Here is a 22,721-nt window from a genome sequence, read left to right on the forward strand (position 1 = left end):
TGCCGGCTTTCGCTTTTGGGTCGCTACACCGGGAGGACATCAACGCCCTGTGCAAGGGGGCAATCATCACAAGGACAAACATGACAACCGCGACCGAATCTCGACTGGAAGAGTTGCTCGACCTGAAAGACGTCGAACTAGAGGAAGCCGAAGAGCGCATCCGCACACTCGAGAGAGAAATCGACTTTGGCGTCGACTGGATGCGGCACGAACCGCTTCCGCGTGACGAGTCGGGGCTTCCGCTCCCCCGCATCGAACTCCGGGTGATACCGAACACCCACTACTGCTTCGAAGCCGAGGTCACCTTGGCGTTGGCGCAGCGCGATGGCAGCGTCAGGTTCGTTCCGCTCTCATACAGCAAGGTGTCAGGCAGAGCGGTCGACCTCGAGCAATTTCCGACCTCCGGAGTGCTTTCCGACCGGCAAATCTCTGACCTGCCCGGGCTGGTGAACGACGCCTGTTTTCACATGGACAAGACCGGCATCGGCGCTTTCGTAGTGCTGGACGACAGGCGGCGCTATCGAATAACGAGCTTGCGCCCCCTGGCGATGGAGGCCGTGGCCTAACCCCGTCATTCCTCGAAAGCCCCGCATCGCGGGGCTTTCTCTTGCTGGCAGCAGTTCACTCGTTGGGCCGGGCGCGCCTTAAACCGCACCGGATAAAGCCGTCGCTATACGACCCGCAACCTTTTGGAGGTCATATATGCGCCAAATCATCGGAATGCTGGGAGCACGGGGCTCCGGCAAAGATACATGCGCGGCGGTGCTGGTGAATGAGCTTGGCTTCATTCGCATTGGCTTCGCCGACACCCTCTACCAGGAGGCGGCTGATGCGTTCCGCACGACCGTCGAGTACCTGGGCAATCGCAAGTCCAAGGAGCTGCCGCAAACGCCGCTCGCGCTCAGCCGCTGCGTGAGCGTCCACTTTGTGGAAATTGCGCTCAAGTCTGCGACCCGCGACCGAAGCCTGCGCGACGCTGCATTGCACTACTTCAAGACCGGTGAGCTGACACCCCACGTTTCGGCACGCCGCACGAGGGGTGTCCTGAAAGCGGCTAGAAGCCCACGATGGACGCTGCAACTCTGGGGAACCGAGTTCCGCCGGAAGAGCAAGTATGGGTACGACTCGTACTGGCTCGACCAGGTGCGTGCGGCCGTCAACGCGCAGCCCGGAAAGTGCTTCGTCATCACGGACGTCCGCTTCAAGAACGAGGCGTTCTTCGTGGTGTCAATCGGTGGCGTGCTGCACCGCGTGCGCCGGCCCGCCCTGGAAGCCCGAGATGCGGCTGAGCGGAAGGTCACCGGCCTGGCCGCTCACCCGAGCGAGACGGAACTCCTGGACCACCCGGTGGACTTCGAATTCCTGAATGAGGAGGGCCAGCTCGCGCAGTTGCGCCTGGACGTGCTGCAGCAGGCTGGGTTCCTGGAGAAGAAGGCGGCCTGACGCCTCAACGCCTGATTTTGGGCCTGCCACTCTGGTGGCAGGCCTTTTCTTTTGTTTAAACGGCAGAGCTACACGGCTCAAGCTCACCCACCTCAGCCTAATGAAGCCTCTCCACGTCCTATTGCTGTCCGTCGCCCTTGCGCTGCCCGGGTTGACGCATGCCCAGTCCAGCTCGACCTTCAAGGAAAACGCGGCCGCGGACGCTCGCGCCAAGGCCGAGAAGGGCTGGTGGTACTTCGAGAAGAAGAAGGAGCCACCGAAGCTCGAGGAACCGGCTCCTCAACCCCAGCCTGAGCCCGTGGCGCAACCTTCAAAGGCTGAGAAGAGCAAGGAAGAGAAGTGCAAGGAGAAAGCGACCTGGTCGGCCGACTGTGGGTTCGTCCACCCAGGCCAAGATTTCGAGTTCCAGGCGAAGCAGCGCGACGCCCTGATGGAGCGTATGGTGGTCTCCAACAATGACCCGCAGGCTGTCGAAGCCTTCCAGTACTACATGCGCTGGGTGCTCGAGCGCACCAGTGAGGTGACGAACCTCTGGTGGTACAACATGGTCCAAAACCCCGAACTGGACCCGACGGCAGCGCAGCCCATCTCGGCGATGGGCTTGCGACTCATGACCGAGGTGCGCAAAGGCTCAGAGGCCGAAATCTTCGACGTGGCACGCGACGAAGGCGGAATGTTCGTCTTCTTCTCGCGCAGCGACTGCATCTTCTGCCATCAGATGGCCGAGCCGCTGCGGATTATGCAAGAGCGTACGAAGCTGCCCATCCGTAACGCCAGCCTCGACGGCCAATGCATCGCGCCATTTGTCGAGGGTTGCCTGACCGGCGAAGTCGCCATCCAGGCCGCGCAGGCCCTTCAGGTCGCTACCGTTCCCACCGTTTTCCTCTACATCAAGCCCAATACCTGGATTCGTATTGCCACCGGCATCACCGACGCTGACTCCATGGCAACCCGCGCAATGCAGTTTTTCACCGCATACCGCACGGCTTTGCTCAAGGGCGTGGAAAACGGGCAGGACGGCCGGCCCTCCGTGGATTTCGGGAAAGACGAAGGGCCGACGGGGAACCTCTCGACGGGCGTAGGCGCAGGCAAACGCCAGGAGGTGTCCGAGGAACTTATCCATGACCTGCTCGGGCGTAAAAACTGAACGCGTACCTATAAGACCAAATCACGGGGAATCTCCAATGCTGCGCAAACTCGTCATCCTCTTCCTGGCAGCCTCGATGCTGCTGCAGGCGCCGTTCGCATCCGCTCGCGACCTCACAGCCGCTTTTGGCAATCTGCTGTCCAAGGGCGGAGTTGCCGCCGTCAACAAAGGCGGCCGTTACGAATCCTCCGCTCGAAACACATTCATCGCGGGCGGTCTAGAAATGCGGATGCCCAAGCAGGACGTGTCGGCGCAGCTGTTTTCGTTCACGCCACCCAAGGTCACCGTCGGGTGCAACGGCGTATCGGCCTTCTTCGGCGGCTTTTCCTTCATCTCGAGCCAAGAGTTCGAACAGTTGGTCAAGAGCATCGCGTCGGGCGCTGCGCTAGGGTTCGTGACGATGTTGACCCTGAAATCCCTGTGCCCGCAGTGCGCCGATGTCGTGCAGCAGCTGAAGAATGCCGCCCAGGTCGCGGCACGACTCTCCATCGACGCGTGCAAGCTCGGCATGGAAGCCGCCAAGAAGTTCCAGGGGGAGCCGAACGATTTTGCCTCGGAGCTCTGTGGAGCAACAACGACCTCTGGCAGCGGTACCAGCGCTGACTTCCTGTCCTCCATCAGCAAGCAATGCAACACCATCGTGGGCTCGACCCAGGCGGTGAAGCAGGCCAACCCGGGCACGGCGGGGGGGTCCAAGGAGTCTAAAAGCCAAGAGTCCGAGCTTGAGTGCAAGCTCGGGGTGGGCAACGTTACCTGGGCAATGCTCGGCGGCGCCAAGTACAAGTTCAAGGGTACTGACGACGAAATCTACGCACGCAAGACCGTCATCATGAACATGATGGGAGTCGTCCTGCGCGTAGGGGACAAGGAGGCATCCTGCGAAACTCCGAACGGCACGTTGAAGCCAAGCGAGGCCGATGGCCAGATGATGGTTTTCTGCCCGCCTCAAGTTGAGGCTAAGGACATCACCGGCGCCTTCATGTGTGGTACCGACAAGAGCGCCTTCTCAAAGGTGGTCAACGGCTCGGCCGTCATCTCCTACTGCAAGGCCTTCTTCGATGGACTTGCGGGAGCCAAGCAGGACTCCGGAGCGTCGCTGGATAACCTGAAGCTGAAGCGGCTGATGGTGTGCGAGGAATCGGAATCCTGCAAGAAGCTGGTGCTGAAGGACTTCGCTGAAGCCAACGTTGTTAGTGGCGTGGGCTTCCTGCCCCAGGTCGCGAAGCAGTTGGCCACCGCCGTGGACAACGTACGGAATAACAAGCCGATGGACCAGGAAATCATCGACCTCATGGAAGCAGCCCCCTACCCGTTGTACCAGGCCGTCAACGCGGCCGCTGTGTACCCCGTCGCCGCAGCCGACTTGCTCGACTCGCTGAGCATCCTGGTGGCAGAAAGCGCAGCAGGCACGATGCTGGAAGAGTTCCTGCGTGTCGACGGCACCATGGGTGGCGGAAGCTGTACGAACGAGCAACAGGTTCGCCGTGTCATTGAAACACTGGCTTTTGCCAAGACCGAAGCGAAGGCCCGCAAGAACCTCATCGCATCGAACATGGCCGCGCAGCAAGGCATGCGCGAGCAAATTCGCCAAATCAACCTGGCAATCCAGCAGCAAGTCATGAGTGGCGAACTGCTGCAACAAAACAAGATGGCTGCCGGCCTCGCCAGCTCCCTCAGCCCGACCGGCGCCGGCAATCAGCCGACCGGCAACTAAAAGACGAGGCACCAATGCCCTTCCTCTACCTCATTCTCGCTGTGGCCGCGCTTCTTGCTCCGGGACTCGCGTTGGCCGCCCCGTCGACGCTGAACCCCATCGACGGCAACTCGTGGGACCTCATCGTCTTCGGAAATGGCCGGGTCATCTACGACATCATGATGGGCGTGAAAATGCTCATGGTGCCGGATGCCGGCGACTCTGGCTTCACACTCCTGCTGCTCCTGATGGCCACCCTTGGCTTCCTGGTGCTGGCGGTGAAGGCCGGATTCGACCCAGGCAAGAACCTGATGAAGATGTTTGGCTACATCTTCCTGGTTTGGATGGTGACACTGTTCACGACGAAGATTGTCGTGAACGTGCAGGTGCACGACATGGTCGTAAATCAAGCCGGCCAGCAGGATTCCTGGGTGGTCACCGGCGTCCCCGCACTGGTGGCGCTTCCCTCCGCGCTGACCTCACAGGTCGGGCAGTACTTCACCAAGTCTCTCGAGACTTACTTTTCGGTTCCGGCTGAGTTCAAGCTCACGGGCGGAGCTGCGGGTCAGTTCAACCTTTTTGCGAAGATGGTTGAGGAGTCGAACGAGTACGGCTTCAGCTACCCGGCCCTCAAGCAATCCTTGTCCGCGTATACGGCCGATTGCGTCGTGCCTGCAATGGCCCTGTTGAAGCTGAAGGGCCCCGGAAAGGATGGCGAGCTGACTGGCGTCGACGCGCTGCTGCGCACCAACGACCTCATGAAGACCTACAAGTCCGCCCAGCACAAGTCCATCATGACAACGTACTTCCCTATCCCCGACCAGGGCGGAGCGGCTACGCCCGGCGGAACGCTGGGCGGCATGGGCACCGTAGAGACTTGCGAGAAGGCGTACGACAATATCGAAAAGGACATGAACGCCCACGCTGCCGCAATGCTTGGACGCGGTGCAGAAGCCTGGAAAAAGGCAGGCATCATGGTTCCGTTTGAGACGGCGTTCCGTTCCATGCTGGCCCAAGCGGCCGCACCCGGCTCGGTGGCCTCCGGCTTCAGCAGCCCGAGCGGCTACATCCTGCAGCAGGGCTTTCTGAACTCCATGACTGGCTCGTTCCGTACTGCAGCCGCCCAAACCGGCAACAGCGAGTTGATGCAGGCAGCGAGCGCCTCGCAGGCTGAAGCGTCGCAGAAGTCCGCGTGGGTCGCATCATTTTCGACCTTCAACAACATGATGGGCTACGTCTTCACCGTGTTGCAGGCATTCATCTTTGCCATCACTCCCCTCATCATCGTCGCACTTCTAGTGCCCGGTCTTGGAGCGGGCATCTTCAAGAACTACGCCCAGATTCTCATTTGGCTCACGCTGTGGATGCCGTGCTTCGCCATCATCAACTTCGTCATCACATCTTTCGCGGCCGAGTCCTTCACCGGCGTGTTGAATGTCGACGGCGGCCTGTCCATGAACAGCAAGGGCGCGTTCAATGAGAAGACCAAGAACATGGTGATTGCCGCTCAGTTCCTCGGAACGATGGTGCCCATGATTACCTGGGGCATCGTGAAGGGCGCCATGGCGTTTACCGAATTCATCTCGAGCGGCGTGGGGTCCCAGTTCGCTAGCCAGGCGGGTGCGGCTGCAGCGTCAGGCAATCTCTCGATGAACAACATGTCGATGGACAACTATAGTGCCAACAAATTCAACACCGCGATGTCCTCGGCGGTCGGGTTCCAGGCCACGAACGCATTTGCCAACGCGGGTGCGTTGGACGTCGTGCAGGCAGCGGGCGGCTCTAGTGCCTCGATGCACGGAGCGACGGTGGACGCGAAGCAGCAGCTGAGCGAGTCAATTGGCCAGAAGCTGGCGGAGCAGCGGTCCGTCTCGCACAACCTCTCATCGATGAAGGAGAACACGGCTTCGACTGTCGACGCGATGAGCCGCTACCAAAAGGGCGACCATAGCGTGATGACGGCGGACGCATACAACCAGGCGATGCAAATGGCTCGACAGGTTACCAAGAGCAACTCAGCCGGAGAAAACACTTCGGCCAGCAGCAGCAGCACGAACAGTTCAAGCGGGCAGCGGGGACAGGGCATGGGCACGACGGCGAGCACTGAATTCGGAGTTGGCATGCCTGGAGGCATCTCGCCTATCAAGGCCGGCGCCTCGGCCGGCATGAACGGGAATACGAAAACGGAGCAGCAAGAGGCCTATAACAAGGCGGACCAAGCAGCCCACGGCACGAGCACGGCGAGCAGTGTTTCGAAGCAGGAATCCGGGACGGCGTCTTCGGGGAATACCCATACGGTGACTCGCAGCGACGCAGAAGTCATCGGGATGATGCGCAGCCATGACAACCAGGTTGCCTTCCGTCAGGCCGCCAGCGAAGCGCTACAGCGCAGCGAGAGCGTCACCGCCGGGCTTGAGCACATGCAGTCCCTGACCAGTACCGCTTCGTTCAGCAGCGGCATGACCCTCGACGGCGTAAATCAGTTGATGTCGCAAGTCGAAGCCGCGCGGGGCATGGGCTCTGCAGCAGAGATTAGGGAGAGGTTCAACGAGCTCAGTTCACGAAGCGCTGAGCACTTCAATACGACCTCTGCGGCCGTAGGCGGCAGTGGCGGCGCATTCGGTGGCAGTGGCGGCAGCGCCTTTGGTACCGGCGGAGGGACCGGCCTCGATTTCGGTGTCGGAGGCGGAGGTGCTCCCGCTGGTGGCGGTGGCGCTGGTGGCGGCGGCGGCGGCGGCGGCGGCGGCGGTGGTGGCGGTGGCGGCGGTGGCGGCGGTGGCGGCGGTGGCGGCGGTGGCGGCGGTGCATTTGGCCCCGGCTCGAGCAGCGCTGCTGGCGACATGCCGAACGTCGCACCGACCTATAACCAGTTCGTAAACGACACCGGTGCGGAACTCGATAACCGGACCCAGGAGACGAACCGCACAGCCCAGCGAACGGCCGAGGCCAATCAGACGGGTCGGGACGAAACGAAGGTTTCCAACACTGCGGTAGGCGCACTTGCACAGAACGCCGGCAGGAACATGAGAATGGAAAAAATCGACAAGGGATTCTTGGACTGACCGAACAACGGCCCCAGGTTTGGCGGGCACGAAGAAAAGGGGTACCTGCAGGGTGCCCCATTTTTTGCTTTAGGCCGACGCGCGGCGAATATAAACCGGCGCTCCCTATACGGGGTCTACTGCAAACTCTTGAGACCCTGCATGACCCGTCCTGTGCACGCCTTCGTGCTAGGGGCCGCCCTTACCCTGTTTGGCCAAACAGGGGTTGCTTCAAGCTTGGAGCAATCGGGGCAGCCCGAGCAAAGCGTATCCGTGATGAAGACCTATGGCGTTGGCGTTGCCACGTCCAAGGGGCTCCGTACGGTCGTTCCCGCCGGCTGGCGGACCTATGTCCAGCCACCCGCCGCCTTGCCTGAGTCGATGTCGTGGAAGGTGGGCCAGGAATGGACCTCCGTCCTGGCCGACCTGGCCAAAGATTCCAACATCAACGTGCTCGTCGACTGGTCGTCGAAGTCTGTCTACCTCCGTACCACCGAAGCGGCACTGGATGACGGCGCAAAGCGTGCGGAAGTCCTGCAAGCAGCCACCACGCCACTGCCGCGCTTTGAACCCAAGCCGCTCGCCGTCGGCGTCATTGAAAAGGTGGCAAGCACCGCCGCTTCGTCCCAAAACCACCTGAAGACGGAACCTCTCGCGGCAGGGGCACCCGCCGCTACGGCCGCAGATGCTGCTTCGAAGGCCAGCTTTGCGTCCTCCGCTGCCTTGGCGACTCCTCTTGCGGGAGAGCCAGCCGGTGGCAAATTCGCAGTGCGCAAGAAAACTTCCAATACCACGTTCGACGCGCCGCTTGCAACGGTGACGTTGGGGCCGTCTGACGTGACCGGCAGGGCTGTCGAAACGCGTGGCACGGCTTCCCTGGGAGCCGCACCGGTCGCTCAGGGCCCTTCCACCTCGAGCGCCGTGAGCGATGCGCCCGAGCCCGCGGAAAAAGTCCTTGCCAAGGCCGAGCCCGCTCAGGTCGTCGGCGCGTCCCCAACGACAGGCACCGGGACCGCCCCGGTCGGGGCCGTGACGTCCGGCCCTTTGTCCGTGCTGGAAGACAAGCTCGTCCTCAAGCCCGCTCTCGGCCTTGACCTGGTTGCGGCGCCCTCCGCTGGGCCGTCACAGCAGCATGACCTGCTGACTGCGCCTATTGAGCGGCCCTCCGCTGAGAAGCGAATGGCCACTTCGGCGGCGGTTCGTGCCGCTCTTGCGCCTGTGACTGCGGAGCCTGGTCCGTTCAACGCTACCGTGCCAGCCCCGGTACTCGCGGCTCCAACCTCCGTTGTCGGGCATTTGGCCGCGCCTGCCGTTGTTGCGGCTGCCCGCTCCCCCGAGGCGCCGGTCGCCGTCGCCCAAGCAGAGCCCCCCGTGAACATCGCGCTTGCCGCCCAGATGACCGAAGCATTGAATGCCGCTCCGACCACACTTCTGCCGTCTCCCGGAGCCCGCATCGGTGACACGGAAGATTTCGTCTACACGCAGGCCGTCGCGCTGAACAAGCCTTCGGCGCGCTCCGTCGCGCAAAGCATCGCGAACCGCTTCCACCTTCGCCTGGTCTGGGCAGCGCCGGAGATGACCCTACGCGGTCCTGTCACGTTGCTCGGCAACTCGGCCGAAGAAGACATGACGCTCCTCAAGAAGGCCATGGGCGTCTATTCGCCTGTGTCGCTTGACATCCCGACAGGACAAGGCGTCCTGATGGCAGTCGCCCAATCGGGTAGCGATTATCCGAACCTCGCAGCCAAGGCTATCTTGCCTGCGGCGCCCGGGAATACAGACCCCGCCGGGACTCACGTCGTTGCTGGCGGCAGCGTGGTCGGTCAGGTCCTCGGAGGTACAGGCGCGCAGCCGGTTGCAGCTGGCGCGCCGAGCGCCACGGATGCACCGGTTGCCGCAGTCGCCGCACTTGAACTCGTGGTCAACGAAGGTGAACCGCTGGAGGTCGCCATCGTCCGGTTCGCCCGTACCAACGGCTACACCATGGAATGGAAGGTCGACGGCGGCTTTGAGGCCAAGCGGTCGCTTACCTACAAGGGTGCCTCGGTTCGCGAGGTCCTCGCCAACATCCTGCCGCCGCTTGGCGTGTCGGCAGACATCTACAAACAAGAGTCACACATCGTCGTTCGGCCTGCTGACGCGGCACTCGACTTCTAAGGAGCACCATTCATGTCGAAACGACTTCTCATCGCTGCTGCAGTTGCCACCCTCATCTCGGGCTGCGCAACGCCCTTCGCTACGCAGCAGCAGGCCAAGGACATCACGGACGCACGCGCTGCCGCCGCCGTGAAGGACTTCGTGAAGCAGGGGGCCAGCGGAAGCGTGCGCGAAATCACCGAGCCGCTGAACGATTTCCGTCGCACGGAAGCCCCTGCCAAGCGTGGCGACGTCTACGTGAAGGCGGCCAGCACGCCGTTCGCGCCTCTGGTGAGCGAGCTGTCGAAGAAGCTCGGCTACTCCGTCGCCTACGGCGAGGGCGTCGACCCCATGCGCAAGGTGACCGTGGACTTCAACGGCTCCTTCAGCGAAGACGCCATCCGCACCACCGCGTTCCTTGCGGGTTACGCCGCAGTCTTCGACCGCGACAACCGTACGCTGTACATCGCGGAGAACGCCACCTACAACTTCCGCCTTCCTTCGGCCGTCTTCAAGAGCCTGCAGGCCCAGTACAACGTGGGCGGTGACCCCGCGAATTCCTCCGCCTCGACGAGCGGTGGCTCGGGCGGCAGCGGCGGTGGCGGCAGCGCCGGCGGAACTTCGCTGAAGGCCGAATTCACCATCGCCGGCAAGGAAGGAACCGACGGCAAGGCGCTGATTAAGTTCATGTCCGACATGGCCGGCAAGAATGCCGAGGTGCTGGTGACGGACCAGGGCGTGGTGTCCGTGAAGGGCAACGCCCAGGCGCTACGCCGCATGAGCGACTTCATCAAGAACTTCGCGCGCGACGCCATGACCCAGGTGGAAATCGAAGCCTCGGTCATCGAGGTCTCACTCACCAAGGACTTCAGCCTCGGCATCCAGTGGGGCCGCGTGCTGAACGGCGCCAGCCGCGGCATGTTTGCCGGGGGCAGCTCCGACCTCGCCTCCGCTGCGGTCAAGGCCGCCGGCGGCGACATGAGCTCGCTCATTGGCTCCGCCGCGTCGGCCGCAGCCCAGGGAAGCCTCGGCGGCTACCGCACGACCGCCAGCTCGGCTGCCATCATCAATTCGCTGATGCAGTTCACCGATGTCAACATCGTGTCGCAGCCGAAGCTCGTGTCGCTGAACAACAACCCGGCGACGTACTTCGACGGTACGCAGATTCCTTACTTGGGCAGCGTCCAGCAGACGAACAACACCACGACGGGCGGCTCCGCCGGCGCGCCGACGGTGTCTGGCTCCGTCTCGTTCGCCATCGACGGCGTGAGCTTCTCGGCGGTGCCTTCGGTCGTGAACAAGAGCTCGGTGCAAATCACCTTGCTGCCGGTGCTGTCGTCGGTCGGTTCGTTTTCGAACTTCCTGAACGGCACGCTGACGGCCCCGACGCAGTCAAACAAGCAGACCTACATGCGCGTTGTGGCCGAAAGCGGCAAGACGCTGATTCTGGGCGGTATTCGCTACAACAAGGACGTGAAGGACACGAGCATCGCGTCTACGACCGGCCAGAAGAGCACCTCGAAGGAGGTCGTCATCCTGCTGCGCGCCAACGTGATTCCTCCGACCGACAACGACATCATCATGAGCGAATCGCTCTAACAGGGGCGCCGCATGCTTCTTAACATCAGGAAGAAAACGCCGGAGGGGCTGAAGGCGGTCCGTCCGCCGGACAAGGACTTCTCGCTCTTCGTCGCCAAGTCGAAGACCGCCGACGGTGCGGAGAGCGTTTCTGAGGTGCTCGTGCCGCTGCGCGGCTCGGACGACGGCAGCCGGGGGCTCTTCATTCGCAACCCGAAGGAGGTGGTGGACGCCTCCGTGCGCGTCGAGCCTGCGCTGGATGTGCCGTTCACGGACACCAAGCCGACGAGCTCGCCTGGCCCGGCCTTTGAGGAGCCCACGAAGCCTGCGGGCCTAGGCCTGAAGTTGAAGGCCGCAGCGGCTCGGAAGCCCGTCGACGAAACGTTCGAAGCAGAACCGCCGGTGGTGGCCGAGGAGGCGCGTCAACCGGACGCTGCGCCTCAGGCACCCGCGGCTCCCTCGGAAAGGGGCGCAGACCGAACTGATTCTGAGGTGGCGCAATCCGCTGCGCGTACGAGCCTTCAGGCGCGCTTCGCCAACAAGAAGGAACCGGCGACGGTGGCCGCGGCTCTACCAGGCGCAACTAAAAAGTCGTTTTTTGGTTTCGGCGGCAAGAAGGCCGGCGGGGCCAAGCCTCCAAAGGCCTCCTCGAGCTCTGAGGGTGGCGCCCCTGCGAAAGCCGAAAGGTCGGCAGAGAAGGGCGACAGCGCCGGCAAGCCGGCAAAGCCCGCCAAACAGCCCCAAGCGCCCCGAAAGGTCCGCCAATCAAGGGGCGCCTTCCACCTGGTACTCGCACGTGAGGACGGCACCCGCGCGTGCTTCCATGTCTCGGCGCAAGGCCTGCTCGATGTGCCTGAAGGCGACGTGAAGGAAGCGGCAAGCCTCACCGCACAGGACGTCCGCTTCGCGGTGGGCCCGAAGACGACCTACCGGCAGGGCAGCGACCTGGCGCTCTCCGAAGGCGTTGGCGAGTCGGTGCGCATCATTAACGCTGCCAAGCAACTGGGGGCCATCTACGCGACATCGGTGGAGCGGCTGGAAGAGCTGTCCATGCGCGTCGGCCCAGGCCTGCTGCTGGTGGAGCGTGCGATGGTTCGCCGCGAGGTGCCGAAGGGCGCCCACATCGTCTTCATCCTGCTGGAAGATGCGGAGAGCGGCCGCAAGGTTGCAATCCTCTACTACCGCAGCGTGGACGGCGAGTTCAGCGCGCCTCAGGTCACGTTCAATCCTACGAACCTGGCCTTCACCCTGGCGCAGTTCCAGTCGGCACGCGGCCTGAGCCCGGATTCGCAGACGGTCCAGCTCTCCAATGCGGACCTGGTCGCGCAGTCTGGCGAGCTCCAGCTCTACCCGGCTGAGGCCGAGTGGAACGGCATCTCTGTCAGTTCGCTCTTGAATGGCGCCGTCATGGTCGCTGCCGCTGCGGCCATCGGTACCGCCGGTTATGCCGCGGTGCTCAAGACCGGCTTGGCCAGTACGAAGTCGTCCATTTCGTTTTCTCAGAAGAAGGCAGATGCCTTCGACCGAAAGAACCAGACGCTGATTGCAAGCTCACTGGTCAGTTTTGGCAAAAGCCAGTCGCTAGATATTGCTCGTCTCTCAGAACGTGCAGCTGCGATTTGGGCTCCTCGCTCCACCTTGGTGGTCGATGCGACCGCTGCGCGCGAAACCTATGTGGTGTCGATGCCCCTGACCACTGGCGGCTTCGTGAACAACAAGCCCAGCGCGCTCAGCGAACTGCGAAACGAAGAGATTCAACAGCTTCTGAAGCTCACCCCTCCAGAAGAGTGCACGAAAACAATGCCCGGGGTGAGCGGAGGTGTCAATGTCATCCAAGTCACAGTCAACTGCGAAACTCCTGTTGGTAGCGCTGGTCGCTATCGCAGCGACTAGCGGCTACTACGTCAAGCAGTGGTCGCAGGAGGCCGAGTCCGCAAAAACGCGCCTCGCATCCGTGCAACGCGCCGCGAAGGAAGCCGAGCGCGCCCATCAGGAGCTCAGCAGTCAACTCACGCCCGACACGTCTTCTAAGTCGCTCCAGGACGCGGTCACCGCGGTGATGCTTGACGTCTACAACCGTCGGCTGCCTCACGCAGTCACTGTGGCGTCCGTCGCGCCGGGCAAGTTTGCCGCGAGCGGCAGCATGTCGCCGCTGGACACGCTCACCGAAGTCATTCCTGGCACCAAGGTGCAGAGCATGCGGGTCAATATTCGCGGCACCTACTCGGACTACCTGGGCCTGCTGCGCTACATCAAGGACATGCAGGCACATCCGCTGAGCGTCGTGCACCTGAAGGTCCAGGACCAGGCCTACGAACTCGGGCTTCGCGTCTACGGCGACCTGACCCCCGCTCCCTGAGCCGAAACCAGAAACCATGGCAAAACCCTCTCCCTTCGACTTCCTCTCCGGCTCGCGCAGCAAGACGTCCGTACTCTCCCCCGCCAGGCCGGCGCACGCCGCCTCGCGCCCCCGGGAGCCCGAGCACGTCGTGCCTCCGGCCTCGTCGCGCGAGGAGGCTCCCGCGCGCACGGTTCTCTCCGCTGAACCCGTGGTCGTGAACACCGCACAAGTGCTGCCCCTACCGGCGCTCGAGACTGGCCGTGCGGTGGCATTGCGCCCCCAACATGCGCCACGCACGGACGAAATCTTCTCCAAGAAGTCGCTGGAGAAGATTCTGCTGGGCATGGGTGTCAAGCAGTCGCACGTCGACATCGCGCTCAACCGCGCGAGCGAAACCAAGGAGTCCCTAGCGCAAATCATGCGCGACTTCGGCTTTCTCACCGGGGAGCGCGTGGCCGAGGCCGTGAGCCTGCAGACAGGCTTCGAGTACTTCGGTGCCGAGAAGGTCGACGACATCAAGGCAGAGGACCTCGCTGGCCTCGAATTGACGGACTTCAAGAAGTTCGTCCCGGTCGGTCGCCGGCCGGACGGTACGCTGATGGTCGCTGTCCCCGACGCCGACACTGTCAACGCTGCACTGAACTCCTTCTACCAGGAGTCTCGCGCAGAGGTGGTGGTGGCCAGCGAGCACACCATCCAGAACGTCTATCTGAAGTTCTTCGCAAACACGGCTGAGGCCTTCGACCTGGCGGTCAAGGAGTACACAGAGAAGAGCGCCCTCTCGCGGCGTCAGGACGAAGACGACTCGACCCTTGGGTTGATTCGCACCATCTACTTCTCGTTGCTGCGCCATGCGTGCTATTCCGGTGCCTCCGACCTCTACCTGTACCAGTCGGAACACGTGGGCATCGTGCGCCTGAAGGTGAACGGTGTCGGCCAAATATTTCGCACCATCGACATCTCGATGTACAAGCGGTTGCTGACCAAGATGGTCCAGGACAACACCAAGGCGGAAGAGCTGCGGCTGCGTCCGAAGGAAACCGTCGTCGAGTTCACCGACGAGGACAAGAAGGAACACCACGACATCGCATCGCGCTTCGGCTTCCGCCTGGAGCTTGCCCAGTCCCGCGGCATCAACAGTGCCGTCATCCGGATTCTTGACAAGAACTCCGCCGCCACGGACCTGTCTCGGCTGCCCTTCGACGACCAAACCCGCAAGGCGCTGTCTCGCGTGTCCCGCACAGCCACAGGATTCTTCCTGGTGACGGGCCCGACCGGCTCAGGGAAGACCACCTCCCTCTACGCGCTGCTAAAGGACATCGATGCCGTCGAGCGCAGCATCCAGTCCATCGAAAACCCAATTGAGTACAAGCACGGGCTCTGGCTGCAATTCGAAGTGCGCAAGGACGCATCGAACGAAGGGGACGAGTACAACGTCTGGCTCAAGGCGCTCCTTCGGAACGCGCCCGACGTGATTCTGGTGGGCGAAGTCCGGGACAAGGAAGTCGCATCCATCTGTATGGATGCGGCCAATACTGGCCACTTGGTGTTCGCCACGCTGCACACGAACAGCGCGGTGTCGGCTCTGGCGCGCCTGAAGGCACTGCAGGTCGACTCGAATCTGCTGGGCGCCTCCTTGCTGGGCATCCTGGCGCAGCGGCTGGTCCAGACGCTGTGCGACGCCTGCGCCGTGCCCGACGACACGGTCGAAACGCACGAACTGCTGGCAGACGCGAGCTACCTCGGGAACATGGCGAAGAATCCTCGCCGCGCCGGCCGGGGCTGCCCTCACTGCAACTTCACCGGATTCCGTGGGCGCCGGATGGTCTATGAGCTTCTCGAAATGTCCCCAGCGGTGCGTGAGCTGGTAGAGCAGGGCGCAACGCCCACCGCTGTGGCGCGGGCGGGCCTTCCTGAGAGCAAGTCGATGTGGGCCTGCGGCCTGGGGCTCGTTGCCCAGGGCATCACCAGTCGCGAGGAACTCGAACGCGTTGCCAACAAGAGCGTTTAAGCCACAGCGCTAGACGTCAACCAACACATCGGCTTTCGACTCAATGGAACGCGCATACAACTACACGGCTAAGAACGGGCGGGGGATGGTCCTCAACGGGATGGTGCACGCAGCCAGCAAGCCGCTCGCTTACGCTCGTCTCAAGCGGGCTGGCTTCAAGCCACTGCGCGTGACGCTCAACGCTGGAGGCACCATCAAGGGCGTCTTCAGCAAAGAGTTCGACACCCAGGAGCTTGCCCGCTTCTACATCACGCTGGGCCGCCGCATCCAGAACGGCAAATCGTTGGGCGATGGCCTTGAGTCGGCCATCGACTATGTGAGCGACCCGCGCCTGCGTCAGGCCGTGATGATTATGCGGCAGGCGATGATTGACGGTCAGTCCGAGCACCAGGCAATGCTGGCCGCCGGGTTTCCCCGCCGGGATTGCCTTTCCATCAAGTCGACCGCCGAGGCGGGCAAGGCGGCCACGTCCTTCATCTCGCTAGGCGAGGAAATCCAGCGCACGGATGCCATCCGTCGCTCGGTGAGCTCGACGTTCCGCATCCCGAAGGTGATGGCGGTCTTCATGGTTCTCTTCATCTGGGCTGCCATCGTATTCATGGCCCCGATGACGTTGACCTTCCTGAAGCAGACCGGACTGCGGTTGAGCTTCTCGCCCTTCATCGCCAACTACTTTGAATTCGTGAAGTTGTTCAATGGTGGGCTGCCCCGACACACGACCACGACGGTTATCTCGTCGTGCTTGTACTTCGGCGCCTTCGCAGGCATCGCATACTTCCTGAGGTCGCAGACCTTCAAGGACATGCTCGACCGCATCGAGTCGCTGCGTACGCTATCCGTGAAGTCGGACCACGCCGCACTTTGGAACAGCTTCGTGCTGCTCTATGACGCGGCGATTCCTGCGAAAGAGGCGGCGGTCATCGTTGGCGACTCGGCAAAGCGTCTGGACTCCAAGCGCGCCTTTCACAAGATGGGCAAGCTCATCGACGCGGGCCGGCCGCTGGACGACGCCGTGACCAATGCGGGGTTCCCGCCGGTCGTCATGAACGGTATCAAGGCCGCAGTGTCCTCGGGCTCCATCGTGCAGGGCATGACAGAGATGGCCAAGAACCTCGAGGAAGACGTTCGAGTGATGACCGACCTGCTGCAAGAAAACGTCAAGTTGCTGTCGGTGTTGTTCGTCGGCTTGGGCCTGCTGCTGGTCTTTGTGATGACCTACTATCCCATGATGGCCTCGGTAATGTCGAACCTATAACGCCATAGGTTTCAGCCTAATAGCACTGTCAAGTAGACATCCCGCGCCTTATCGTGAGCTTTGTCAAGGCCCCTCGTTGGGGCCTTTGTCCGTGCGCTGCGCATGAGGGCGTGTTTCGAGCAGCTATTGCAAAAAAGCGGCCAGCTTGCCCTGATTTCTGAGGCGTGGTTGCTAGACGTCAGGTGCGAGTCCTGCGTGAGAGCGCGAGGCGAGTGCAAAGGTGCTCCAGCGTGCGGGCCTGATAGCCCGTGATTGCGGATGCATAAAAGTTCTTCCCTACACCACAGGCCTACATCGGTCTAAGGATTACCCTCCATGAAAACCCCCCGCAATCGTTCGCTGCGCCAGCGCGGCTTCTCCCTCATCGAAGCGCTGGTCGTGCTTACGATTCTCACCATCATGGCCTTGCTTGCGGCCAGCGCATTCGACGGCGCGCGCACGAAGGCACAGGCCATGCTGAACCTGGGCAAGCAGATTGGCGAAGCCAACATCAAGCTGAAGCTCGACACCGGCTGCTACGTCAAGAACGCAAAGGCTCTGTTCGACCCCGTCGCCGCCGCGGTTCCCGCGAACAACTACTGCGCGCGCACCTTCGGTACCAACTGGACGAGTGCCTACATGGCCAAGTACCCGACGGATACCACCACGGGCGCCATCAAGTTCGACAAGCTTGGCTCTGAAGTCACTGCATCGTTCCCTGATGCGCCCGAATCGGTCGTCATCAGCGGGACCACGTGGAAGCGCTACTACGTGCGCTTCTCGAACGTTCCGGTCGACGTCGTGCGCCAAGGCCTGAACGAGTGCAACGGCAACCCGGAATCGAAGGGCGACTTTTCCACGGACAAGTGCCGCACCGACGTGAACCTGTCCTCGGACACCCCGGGCACGTTCGACATCCTGTTCGACGAAACCCGCTAATCCAAGCCGGGAAGGACGCCATCATGAGCAGGCTGCGGCCCGTGCGCCAAGAGGGCTTCGGCCTGCTCGTGTTCGTCTTGATGGCGAGCGTGGTGGCCCTGTCCATCGTTCTGGGCTACTCCGGCCTGCTTACTCGCGAGGAAGCCAATCGACGCCCCGCCAAGATGCAGGCCCTGCTCGAGCAGTACAAGACCCAGGTCATGGGCCTGTACCAGCAGCACGCGACCGAGCTGGACAATCCGTCGGCCGGAAACGGCGTCACGTTCGGAGACATCTTCGCAGGCGCCAACATCCCCGTACGGCACGGGCTGAGTGGCGCCATGTCGAACCTACTGCCTGGCGAGTCGGGGTTGCTCTACCGGCGTATTGTGCTCTTCTATCCAAGCGAGACGGACGAGACGAATCCTCCCGACCTGGCGAGCTTCGCCGCGACTGGCGAATTCAAGTCATGCACAGACGAGTCGCTGCCGTGCAGCCCCCGGCAGTTCATCACGATGGACTCCCGCGACATCCATCGGGCGGCCCTACTGGAGACGCAGCGCCGCCTGGAGCGTGTGGCCCTGAAGGCGCAGGCCTTCTTCAAGGCACGCATGCTGCAGGACGCCGAGAAGAACATCTCGGTCAACTACTTCCGCACGCCTTTCGGTCCGTCGGGCCCGGGCGTGGCCGGAAATCCCTGCCTGACCGACGAGAGCATTGACCTTGCGAACCCGAGCTTGCGAGCAATCAACGAGCTTCAGTGCCTCGACACGTACCGCCCGCTGGTGTCCCTGGTCGGCAGCACGTGGGTGCCCCAGACCAATCTCCCTCTGGTCCTCGGCTTGGCCTCAGATGAGCTCGTGTCCGGATGGGGAGCACCCATCGAAGCCTCGAGTTGGCAGGACAGCGAGACCAGCGAACCGCCTTTCACGATGGTGTTCCGCGCGCCCAACCCCTTTGGGGGCTACGTGACCATGCGTGCCATCCAGCAAATCTAAACCACCCCTCTGATGCTCTCCGAACTCATTCAGCAAGCCGCCGCCGAGCCGCAGGTTACCGACATCATCCTGAAGGAAGGAGACCCCATGTGGGTTCGTCTCCAGGGCGAGGTGGTGCGCTCCGAATCGTCCAAGGTGACGCGGGACCAGATGCAGACGCTGCTGAAGAAGCACCAGCAGCATATCGGCGTTCCCGCCGAAAACATCCAGAGTGTTTTGGAGGAGAAAGCAGGGGACCTCGACTTCGCCATCAAGGTTGGCCAGTTCCGCTTCCGATGCAACCTGTATCTGACCAACGGTCGCCGCCTGGCGGTCGCAATGCGACGCCTGCCGGACAAGGCACCGCCGTTGGCGCAGCTTGGCCTGCCCGACGGCTACATGAAGCGCCTGCTTACGCAATCGAAGGGGCTGCTGCTCGTGACGGGCGCCACCGGCTCGGGCAAGACCACCACGCTCGCATCGACCGTCGACTTCCTGAACGAGTCAAAGTCCGCCCACATCATCACGCTGGAAGACCCGGTGGAGTACCTTCTCACCTCGGAGTCCTGCCTCGTCGACCAGCGCCAGATTGGCCGCGACACCAATTCGTTCTCCAACGGCTTGCGCGCTGCCCTGCGCGAAGACCCCGACATTCTGCTCATCGGTGAGCTGCGTGACTTTGAGACCATCAAGACCGCGCTGGCGGCAGCGACCACGGGCCACCTGGTGCTCGGCTCGCTTCACACCAACTCGGCACGCCAAAGTGTGGAGCGGCTCACCAGTGAGTTCGGCGCCGAGCGCCGCGACTGGGCCCACATGGTGCTCTCCCAGGCGTTGCTTGGCTGCGTGACCCAGACCCTCGTTCCCCGTGCGGACGGGAAGGGCCGTGTGCTTGCCGCCGAGCTGATGATTTGCACGCCCGACATCAAGACTGCCATCCGAGATGGCAAGACGTCCGCCATCTTCAACCACATGGACACCGGCTCCTCGTTCGGCCAGGTGCTCCTGAACACGACGCTGCGCAACTTCGTTCGGTCGGGGGTCATCACGGCAGATGAGGCGCTATACGCCTCCTACGACCCCGCAAACCTTCGAAAGGAGCTTGGCCTTGCTTAAGTCAACCCTCGGCGCCCGTCGCCAGCGAGGCTTCTCGCTCCCCGAGGTGCTCATCGCGCTTTCGGTCATCACCATCGTCTCGTTCATGGTCATCGGAGCCGTGGGCCCCTGGCTCGGCTTGAAGCAGAACATCGACAACGACCGCCGTATGCAGGACATTCGACAGGGCCTTCAGGCCGTGTACGAGACGCGTGCGTACGAAGCCGAGACGCTCCCGGCCGGCCAGTTCTTCGGCCTGGTGACCAGCACCATCGACGGCGCCGGCAACTGTAATCTGCAATCAAGCGCATTCCGCCAGCTCAATACGCTCATCAGCGACGCAGGGGCCCAGGCCGCGAAAGACGGCTACGGAAACGCATGGTGCGTATTCGTCTCCGGACAACTCCAGAAGCCCGTGGATGGCACAACGCTCTACTACCGCAACATCTCCATCGTCTCCGCGGGCTCGGACAGCCTTTTGGCGCCGGGCACGCGGATGGCTGCGGATGGTTTGATGAACTACAGCGGCGACGATGTCGGCATCACCGTCTCTGGCTACGACGTGCAGTACCCGAAGCTGAAAGAAACGCTGCGCCGGATGTCTCGCGTCGCCACATCTTATGAAGCGTACTTCAGCATGCGCTTCCTGTCCTATGCGGACCGCGACATCACGCGCGACTACTTCAGCCAGCGGTATGACGCCTCGAGCGCTGTCGCCAGCACGGAAGGCGGCTGGGCGAACGCGGACGCGCTACTGGCAAACATCGGCGTGAGCGCCAGTGACGCCTTCACCGCGTGGGAGCGCAACAACAACATCATCGTCGCGAACTACGACGAGCAGCTCGGCAGCCAGCGCGTTCGCTCACCCGCCACGACAGGTACGGGCATCTTGCCTTACACGGCAATCCTGGCGGCCCGGGTCCCTGCGCCGGCTGGCGTAGACCTCTACGTGACCCGCGTGGCAGTCGGCAATTACTAAACCCATTCGCTATAGCTGCGAGCAAACGGAAAATCTCATGACCAAACCTCTCATCCTCGCCCTGGCCCTGGCTGGCTTGTCCTCGGTAGCGTTCGCTCAGGCGCCTGCGAAGGCCCCCGATGCGCCCGCCGCCATCGCGGCGCCCGCTGCAACCCCTGCTTCGGCAGTTGCGGTGGCGCCAGCAGCCCCGACCCTGTCCTCGTTGACCGCGGGCGCGGTGGCCACGTTGGGTGCAGTGCCTTCGCAAGCCCCCGTGGCATTGCCGGGCACCTCCTCGGACCAAGCTGGCAGCTTCGTCAATCCGTTCAACGGCAAGCCGCTGTCGACCGAGCAGCTGCAGCGTGAGCTCGAGGTAGCGCGCTACCGCTCCCAGCTGCTGGAAGAGCGGTTGAAGCAGACGAGCACGGAAGCAGAAATCAAAAACGTCCCGATTCGCAAGGGTGTGGAAGCCGCTCAGGCATTGACGCAGACCAAAAAGGAAGAACTCCAGCTGCGGGATGTCGAGCAGTCCATGAAGCCGCAGCCCAAGCCTTCGGCACAGGAGCAATCTGGCGAGCCAAAGCCGGTCAAGAAGTCGGCAAAGGCGCTCGCCAAGGAAAAGGCAGAGGCCGAAGCTGCTGCGCGTCGCGCAGCGGAGATTCAAGCCGCCCAGGCCGCGGCGATTCCTCCGGCAACCTTGCTGTCGGTCATCTCGGTCGGTGGCAAGAACTCGGTCGTGCTCGACATCCGCGGGAACGTGGCTACCATCGCTGACGGCGAGATGAGCCCCGCAGGCCCGGTGAAGGTCATCAACACGCAGAGCGCCAACGTCGGCGGCCGCACGCTCAAGGTTCACGACCAGACCATCGGCCGCTTCGTGGTGTCCGACGCCAAGAAGGACCCCGTGCTACTGGGTGCGGGCATGCCGGTGGGCGGTGCTTCCTTCAATCCCGGGTCCAACGTGACCGCGCTGCCGCCGTCCATTCCGGCCAACAAGGCCGCGACGCTGCCGCCGCCCCCGCTGCCGGCCGGCTTGATGAACACGACGAACGCCAACAAGACCATGCCGTCGGTCGCCCTCCAGTAAGCGCTCGTACATCGCTCGCCGACACTGCTCTCGCCCGTTGCGAAAACCCTAACGGGCGTTGTCTTATGAGTGCGGCGTCGCTGATTCCTACACGGGGCACCCAAAGCCCGTCAGACACTCGAAGGAATCATGGAACTCTGCCTCATCTGGGCGCAAGCCCGAAGTCGAGCCATCGGTAAAGCCGGCACGCTGCCGTGGCGCGCGCCGGCCGACCTCAAGCACTTCAAGGACCTGACCGGCGGATACCCGGTCATCATGGGGCGCAAGACGTGGGAGTCGCTGCCGATGCACCCCTTGCCAGGCCGGCTGAACATCGTGGTCACCAGCAAACCGCTCCAGCACGAAGGCGGCTTCGCCTGCAGCAGCCTCGAAGACGCGCTTGCGCTGGCGGGTACCTCCCGCCCCGCCAAGGTCTTCGTCATCGGTGGCCAGGCGTTGTACGAGCGAGCGATTCGGGTTGCGGATACGCTTTACGTCACACAAGTCGACACAAACGTTATAGATGCCGATGCATTCGGCCCTCCTATAGACGCGAGTGTGTTTCAGCTCGATGCTCAAGTCGCGGTCAAGGACGGCAGCTTGAACCTGGTCTTCGAGACCTATCGACGGCAGCGCAACCCCCGCTGACCCTGCTTAAGCGCCCGGATTGACGTCCGGGTGCTTTTTTGCGTCCTGGAAATGCAAAACGCCGCCCGAGGGCGGCGTTCGAGGCGGGAGCTAGAGCTCAGGCGGCCACGGCGTTCATGGCATCGTTGGCGACTCGATTGGAGCGGCGTTCGACCAGCGCCACTTCGACAGCAGCGGTCAACTGCTTGCTCACGTACCCGGAGCAGTTCTTGTACATGCCGGTTTCGAAGCGGGCGGCAGCCTCGCGCACCAGCTTGTTCACGGAAGGCAAACCACCAGGAACCGCACGGCAGGCCTGGGTGACCAGGAGGGGGTTCAGGGAAACCGTGGTCACGCGGCCGTCGCTGCGCTTGACGCGGAACAGTTTGTAGAAGTACGTGGTTTTCGGCTGTTGCTTGGTGGTGGCTGCTGCAGTCATGTGATTCCTTCGGCGGT

General features: G+C 62.6%; 18 protein-coding genes. 17 read left to right on the forward strand and 1 reads right to left on the reverse strand.

The genetic code is table 11. The features are described 5' to 3' along the window. The first annotated feature begins 80 nt into the window (after positions 1-80). The 17 genes from E5P2_RS27840 to E5P2_RS27920 all read left to right on the forward strand — a co-directional run bounded on the left by E5P2_RS27840 (position 81) and on the right by E5P2_RS27920 (position 22,286). The gene (locus tag E5P2_RS27840; protein WP_162570702.1) at positions 81-566 is read left to right on the forward strand and encodes a hypothetical protein; all 486 of its coding nucleotides are present in this window, start codon (positions 81-83) and stop codon (positions 564-566) included. 136 nt (positions 567-702) lie between these two features. Then, complete coding sequence (locus tag E5P2_RS27845) at positions 703-1,443, forward strand: hypothetical protein (protein WP_162570703.1); 741 nt, start codon at positions 703-705, stop codon at positions 1,441-1,443. 100 nt (positions 1,444-1,543) lie between these two features. Then, positions 1,544-2,590, forward strand: coding sequence for a conjugal transfer protein TraF (gene traF / locus E5P2_RS27850; RefSeq protein ID WP_162570704.1), 1,047 nt, complete (start codon positions 1,544-1,546; stop codon positions 2,588-2,590). A gap of 37 nt (positions 2,591-2,627) precedes the next feature. After that, a complete protein-coding gene (locus E5P2_RS27855) occupies positions 2,628-4,304 on the forward strand; it encodes a conjugal transfer protein TraH (protein WP_068673546.1) in 1,677 nt (558 codons plus the stop codon). A gap of 14 nt (positions 4,305-4,318) precedes the next feature. Continuing rightward, complete coding sequence (locus tag E5P2_RS27860; protein ID WP_197893624.1) at positions 4,319-7,345, forward strand: conjugal transfer protein TraG N-terminal domain-containing protein; 3,027 nt, start codon at positions 4,319-4,321, stop codon at positions 7,343-7,345. 255 nt (positions 7,346-7,600) lie between these two features. Beyond that, entirely contained in the window at positions 7,601-9,481 is a 1,881-nt protein-coding gene (locus tag E5P2_RS27865; RefSeq protein WP_162570705.1) for a hypothetical protein, read from the forward strand. A gap of 12 nt (positions 9,482-9,493) precedes the next feature. Next, positions 9,494-11,059 carry a type II secretion system protein GspD gene (locus tag E5P2_RS27870; protein WP_162570706.1) on the forward strand — a complete coding sequence of 522 codons (1,566 nt, stop codon included), beginning with the start codon at positions 9,494-9,496 and terminating at the stop codon, positions 11,057-11,059. A 12-nt stretch (positions 11,060-11,071) separates the two neighbouring features. After that, complete coding sequence (locus E5P2_RS27875; RefSeq protein WP_162570707.1) at positions 11,072-12,931, forward strand: hypothetical protein; 1,860 nt, start codon at positions 11,072-11,074, stop codon at positions 12,929-12,931. Between the two features lie 61 nt (positions 12,932-12,992). Next, positions 12,993-13,397, forward strand: coding sequence for a hypothetical protein (locus E5P2_RS27880; RefSeq protein WP_068673538.1), 405 nt, complete (start codon positions 12,993-12,995; stop codon positions 13,395-13,397). 16 nt (positions 13,398-13,413) lie between these two features. Continuing rightward, positions 13,414-15,390 (forward strand): GspE/PulE family protein, encoded by a 1,977-nt coding sequence (locus tag E5P2_RS27885; RefSeq protein ID WP_162570708.1) that lies wholly within the window; start codon positions 13,414-13,416, stop codon positions 15,388-15,390. 43 nt (positions 15,391-15,433) lie between these two features. Then, entirely contained in the window at positions 15,434-16,645 is a 1,212-nt protein-coding gene (locus E5P2_RS27890) for a type II secretion system F family protein (RefSeq protein WP_083944114.1), read from the forward strand. 315 nt (positions 16,646-16,960) lie between these two features. Beyond that, positions 16,961-17,563, forward strand: a complete 603-nt coding sequence (locus E5P2_RS27895) for a type II secretion system protein (protein ID WP_068673532.1) — start codon at positions 16,961-16,963, stop codon at positions 17,561-17,563. Between the two features lie 23 nt (positions 17,564-17,586). Continuing rightward, a complete protein-coding gene (locus E5P2_RS27900) occupies positions 17,587-18,540 on the forward strand; it encodes a hypothetical protein (RefSeq protein ID WP_068673530.1) in 954 nt (317 codons plus the stop codon). Between the two features lie 12 nt (positions 18,541-18,552). Beyond that, a complete protein-coding gene (locus tag E5P2_RS27905) occupies positions 18,553-19,635 on the forward strand; it encodes a type IV pilus twitching motility protein PilT (protein ID WP_068673528.1) in 1,083 nt (360 codons plus the stop codon). Then, complete coding sequence (locus E5P2_RS27910) at positions 19,628-20,593, forward strand: type II secretion system protein (protein ID WP_232076910.1); 966 nt, start codon at positions 19,628-19,630, stop codon at positions 20,591-20,593. The genes E5P2_RS27905 and E5P2_RS27910 overlap by 8 nt, the downstream gene beginning before the upstream one ends. A gap of 253 nt (positions 20,594-20,846) precedes the next feature. After that, entirely contained in the window at positions 20,847-21,659 is an 813-nt protein-coding gene (locus E5P2_RS27915; protein WP_162570710.1) for a hypothetical protein, read from the forward strand. A gap of 129 nt (positions 21,660-21,788) precedes the next feature. After that, positions 21,789-22,286 (forward strand): dihydrofolate reductase, encoded by a 498-nt coding sequence (locus E5P2_RS27920; protein WP_068673521.1) that lies wholly within the window; start codon positions 21,789-21,791, stop codon positions 22,284-22,286. 97 nt (positions 22,287-22,383) lie between these two features. Here the strand turns inward: E5P2_RS27920 and E5P2_RS27925 are convergent, their stop codons facing one another. Then, the gene (locus E5P2_RS27925) at positions 22,384-22,704 is read right to left on the reverse strand and encodes a hypothetical protein (protein ID WP_068673519.1); all 321 of its coding nucleotides are present in this window, start codon (positions 22,702-22,704) and stop codon (positions 22,384-22,386) included. Positions 22,705-22,721 lie beyond the last annotated feature (17 nt).

The sequence above is a fragment of the Variovorax sp. SRS16 genome (assembly GCF_901827165.1).
GTDB lineage: Bacteria > Pseudomonadota > Gammaproteobacteria > Burkholderiales > Burkholderiaceae_C > Variovorax.

Coding starts and splice junctions, on each gene's coding strand:
- E5P2_RS27920 (WP_068673521.1), top strand. CDS start 21,789: ATGGAACTCTGCCTCATCTGGGCGCAAGCCCGAAGTCGAGCCATCGGT.
- traF (WP_162570704.1), top strand. CDS start 1,544: ATGAAGCCTCTCCACGTCCTATTGCTGTCCGTCGCCCTTGCGCTGCCC.
- E5P2_RS27855 (WP_068673546.1), top strand. CDS start 2,628: ATGCTGCGCAAACTCGTCATCCTCTTCCTGGCAGCCTCGATGCTGCTG.
- E5P2_RS27865 (WP_162570705.1), top strand. CDS start 7,601: ATGAAGACCTATGGCGTTGGCGTTGCCACGTCCAAGGGGCTCCGTACG.
- E5P2_RS27900 (WP_068673530.1), top strand. CDS start 17,587: ATGAGCAGGCTGCGGCCCGTGCGCCAAGAGGGCTTCGGCCTGCTCGTG.
- E5P2_RS27845 (WP_162570703.1), top strand. CDS start 703: ATGCGCCAAATCATCGGAATGCTGGGAGCACGGGGCTCCGGCAAAGAT.
- E5P2_RS27885 (WP_162570708.1), top strand. CDS start 13,414: ATGGCAAAACCCTCTCCCTTCGACTTCCTCTCCGGCTCGCGCAGCAAG.
- E5P2_RS27875 (WP_162570707.1), top strand. CDS start 11,072: ATGCTTCTTAACATCAGGAAGAAAACGCCGGAGGGGCTGAAGGCGGTC.
- E5P2_RS27870 (WP_162570706.1), top strand. CDS start 9,494: ATGTCGAAACGACTTCTCATCGCTGCTGCAGTTGCCACCCTCATCTCG.
- E5P2_RS27905 (WP_068673528.1), top strand. CDS start 18,553: ATGCTCTCCGAACTCATTCAGCAAGCCGCCGCCGAGCCGCAGGTTACC.
- E5P2_RS27895 (WP_068673532.1), top strand. CDS start 16,961: ATGAAAACCCCCCGCAATCGTTCGCTGCGCCAGCGCGGCTTCTCCCTC.
- E5P2_RS27890 (WP_083944114.1), top strand. CDS start 15,434: ATGGAACGCGCATACAACTACACGGCTAAGAACGGGCGGGGGATGGTC.
- E5P2_RS27840 (WP_162570702.1), top strand. CDS start 81: ATGACAACCGCGACCGAATCTCGACTGGAAGAGTTGCTCGACCTGAAA.
- E5P2_RS27925 (WP_068673519.1), bottom strand. CDS start 22,704: ATGACTGCAGCAGCCACCACCAAGCAACAGCCGAAAACCACGTACTTC.
- E5P2_RS27860 (WP_197893624.1), top strand. CDS start 4,319: ATGCCCTTCCTCTACCTCATTCTCGCTGTGGCCGCGCTTCTTGCTCCG.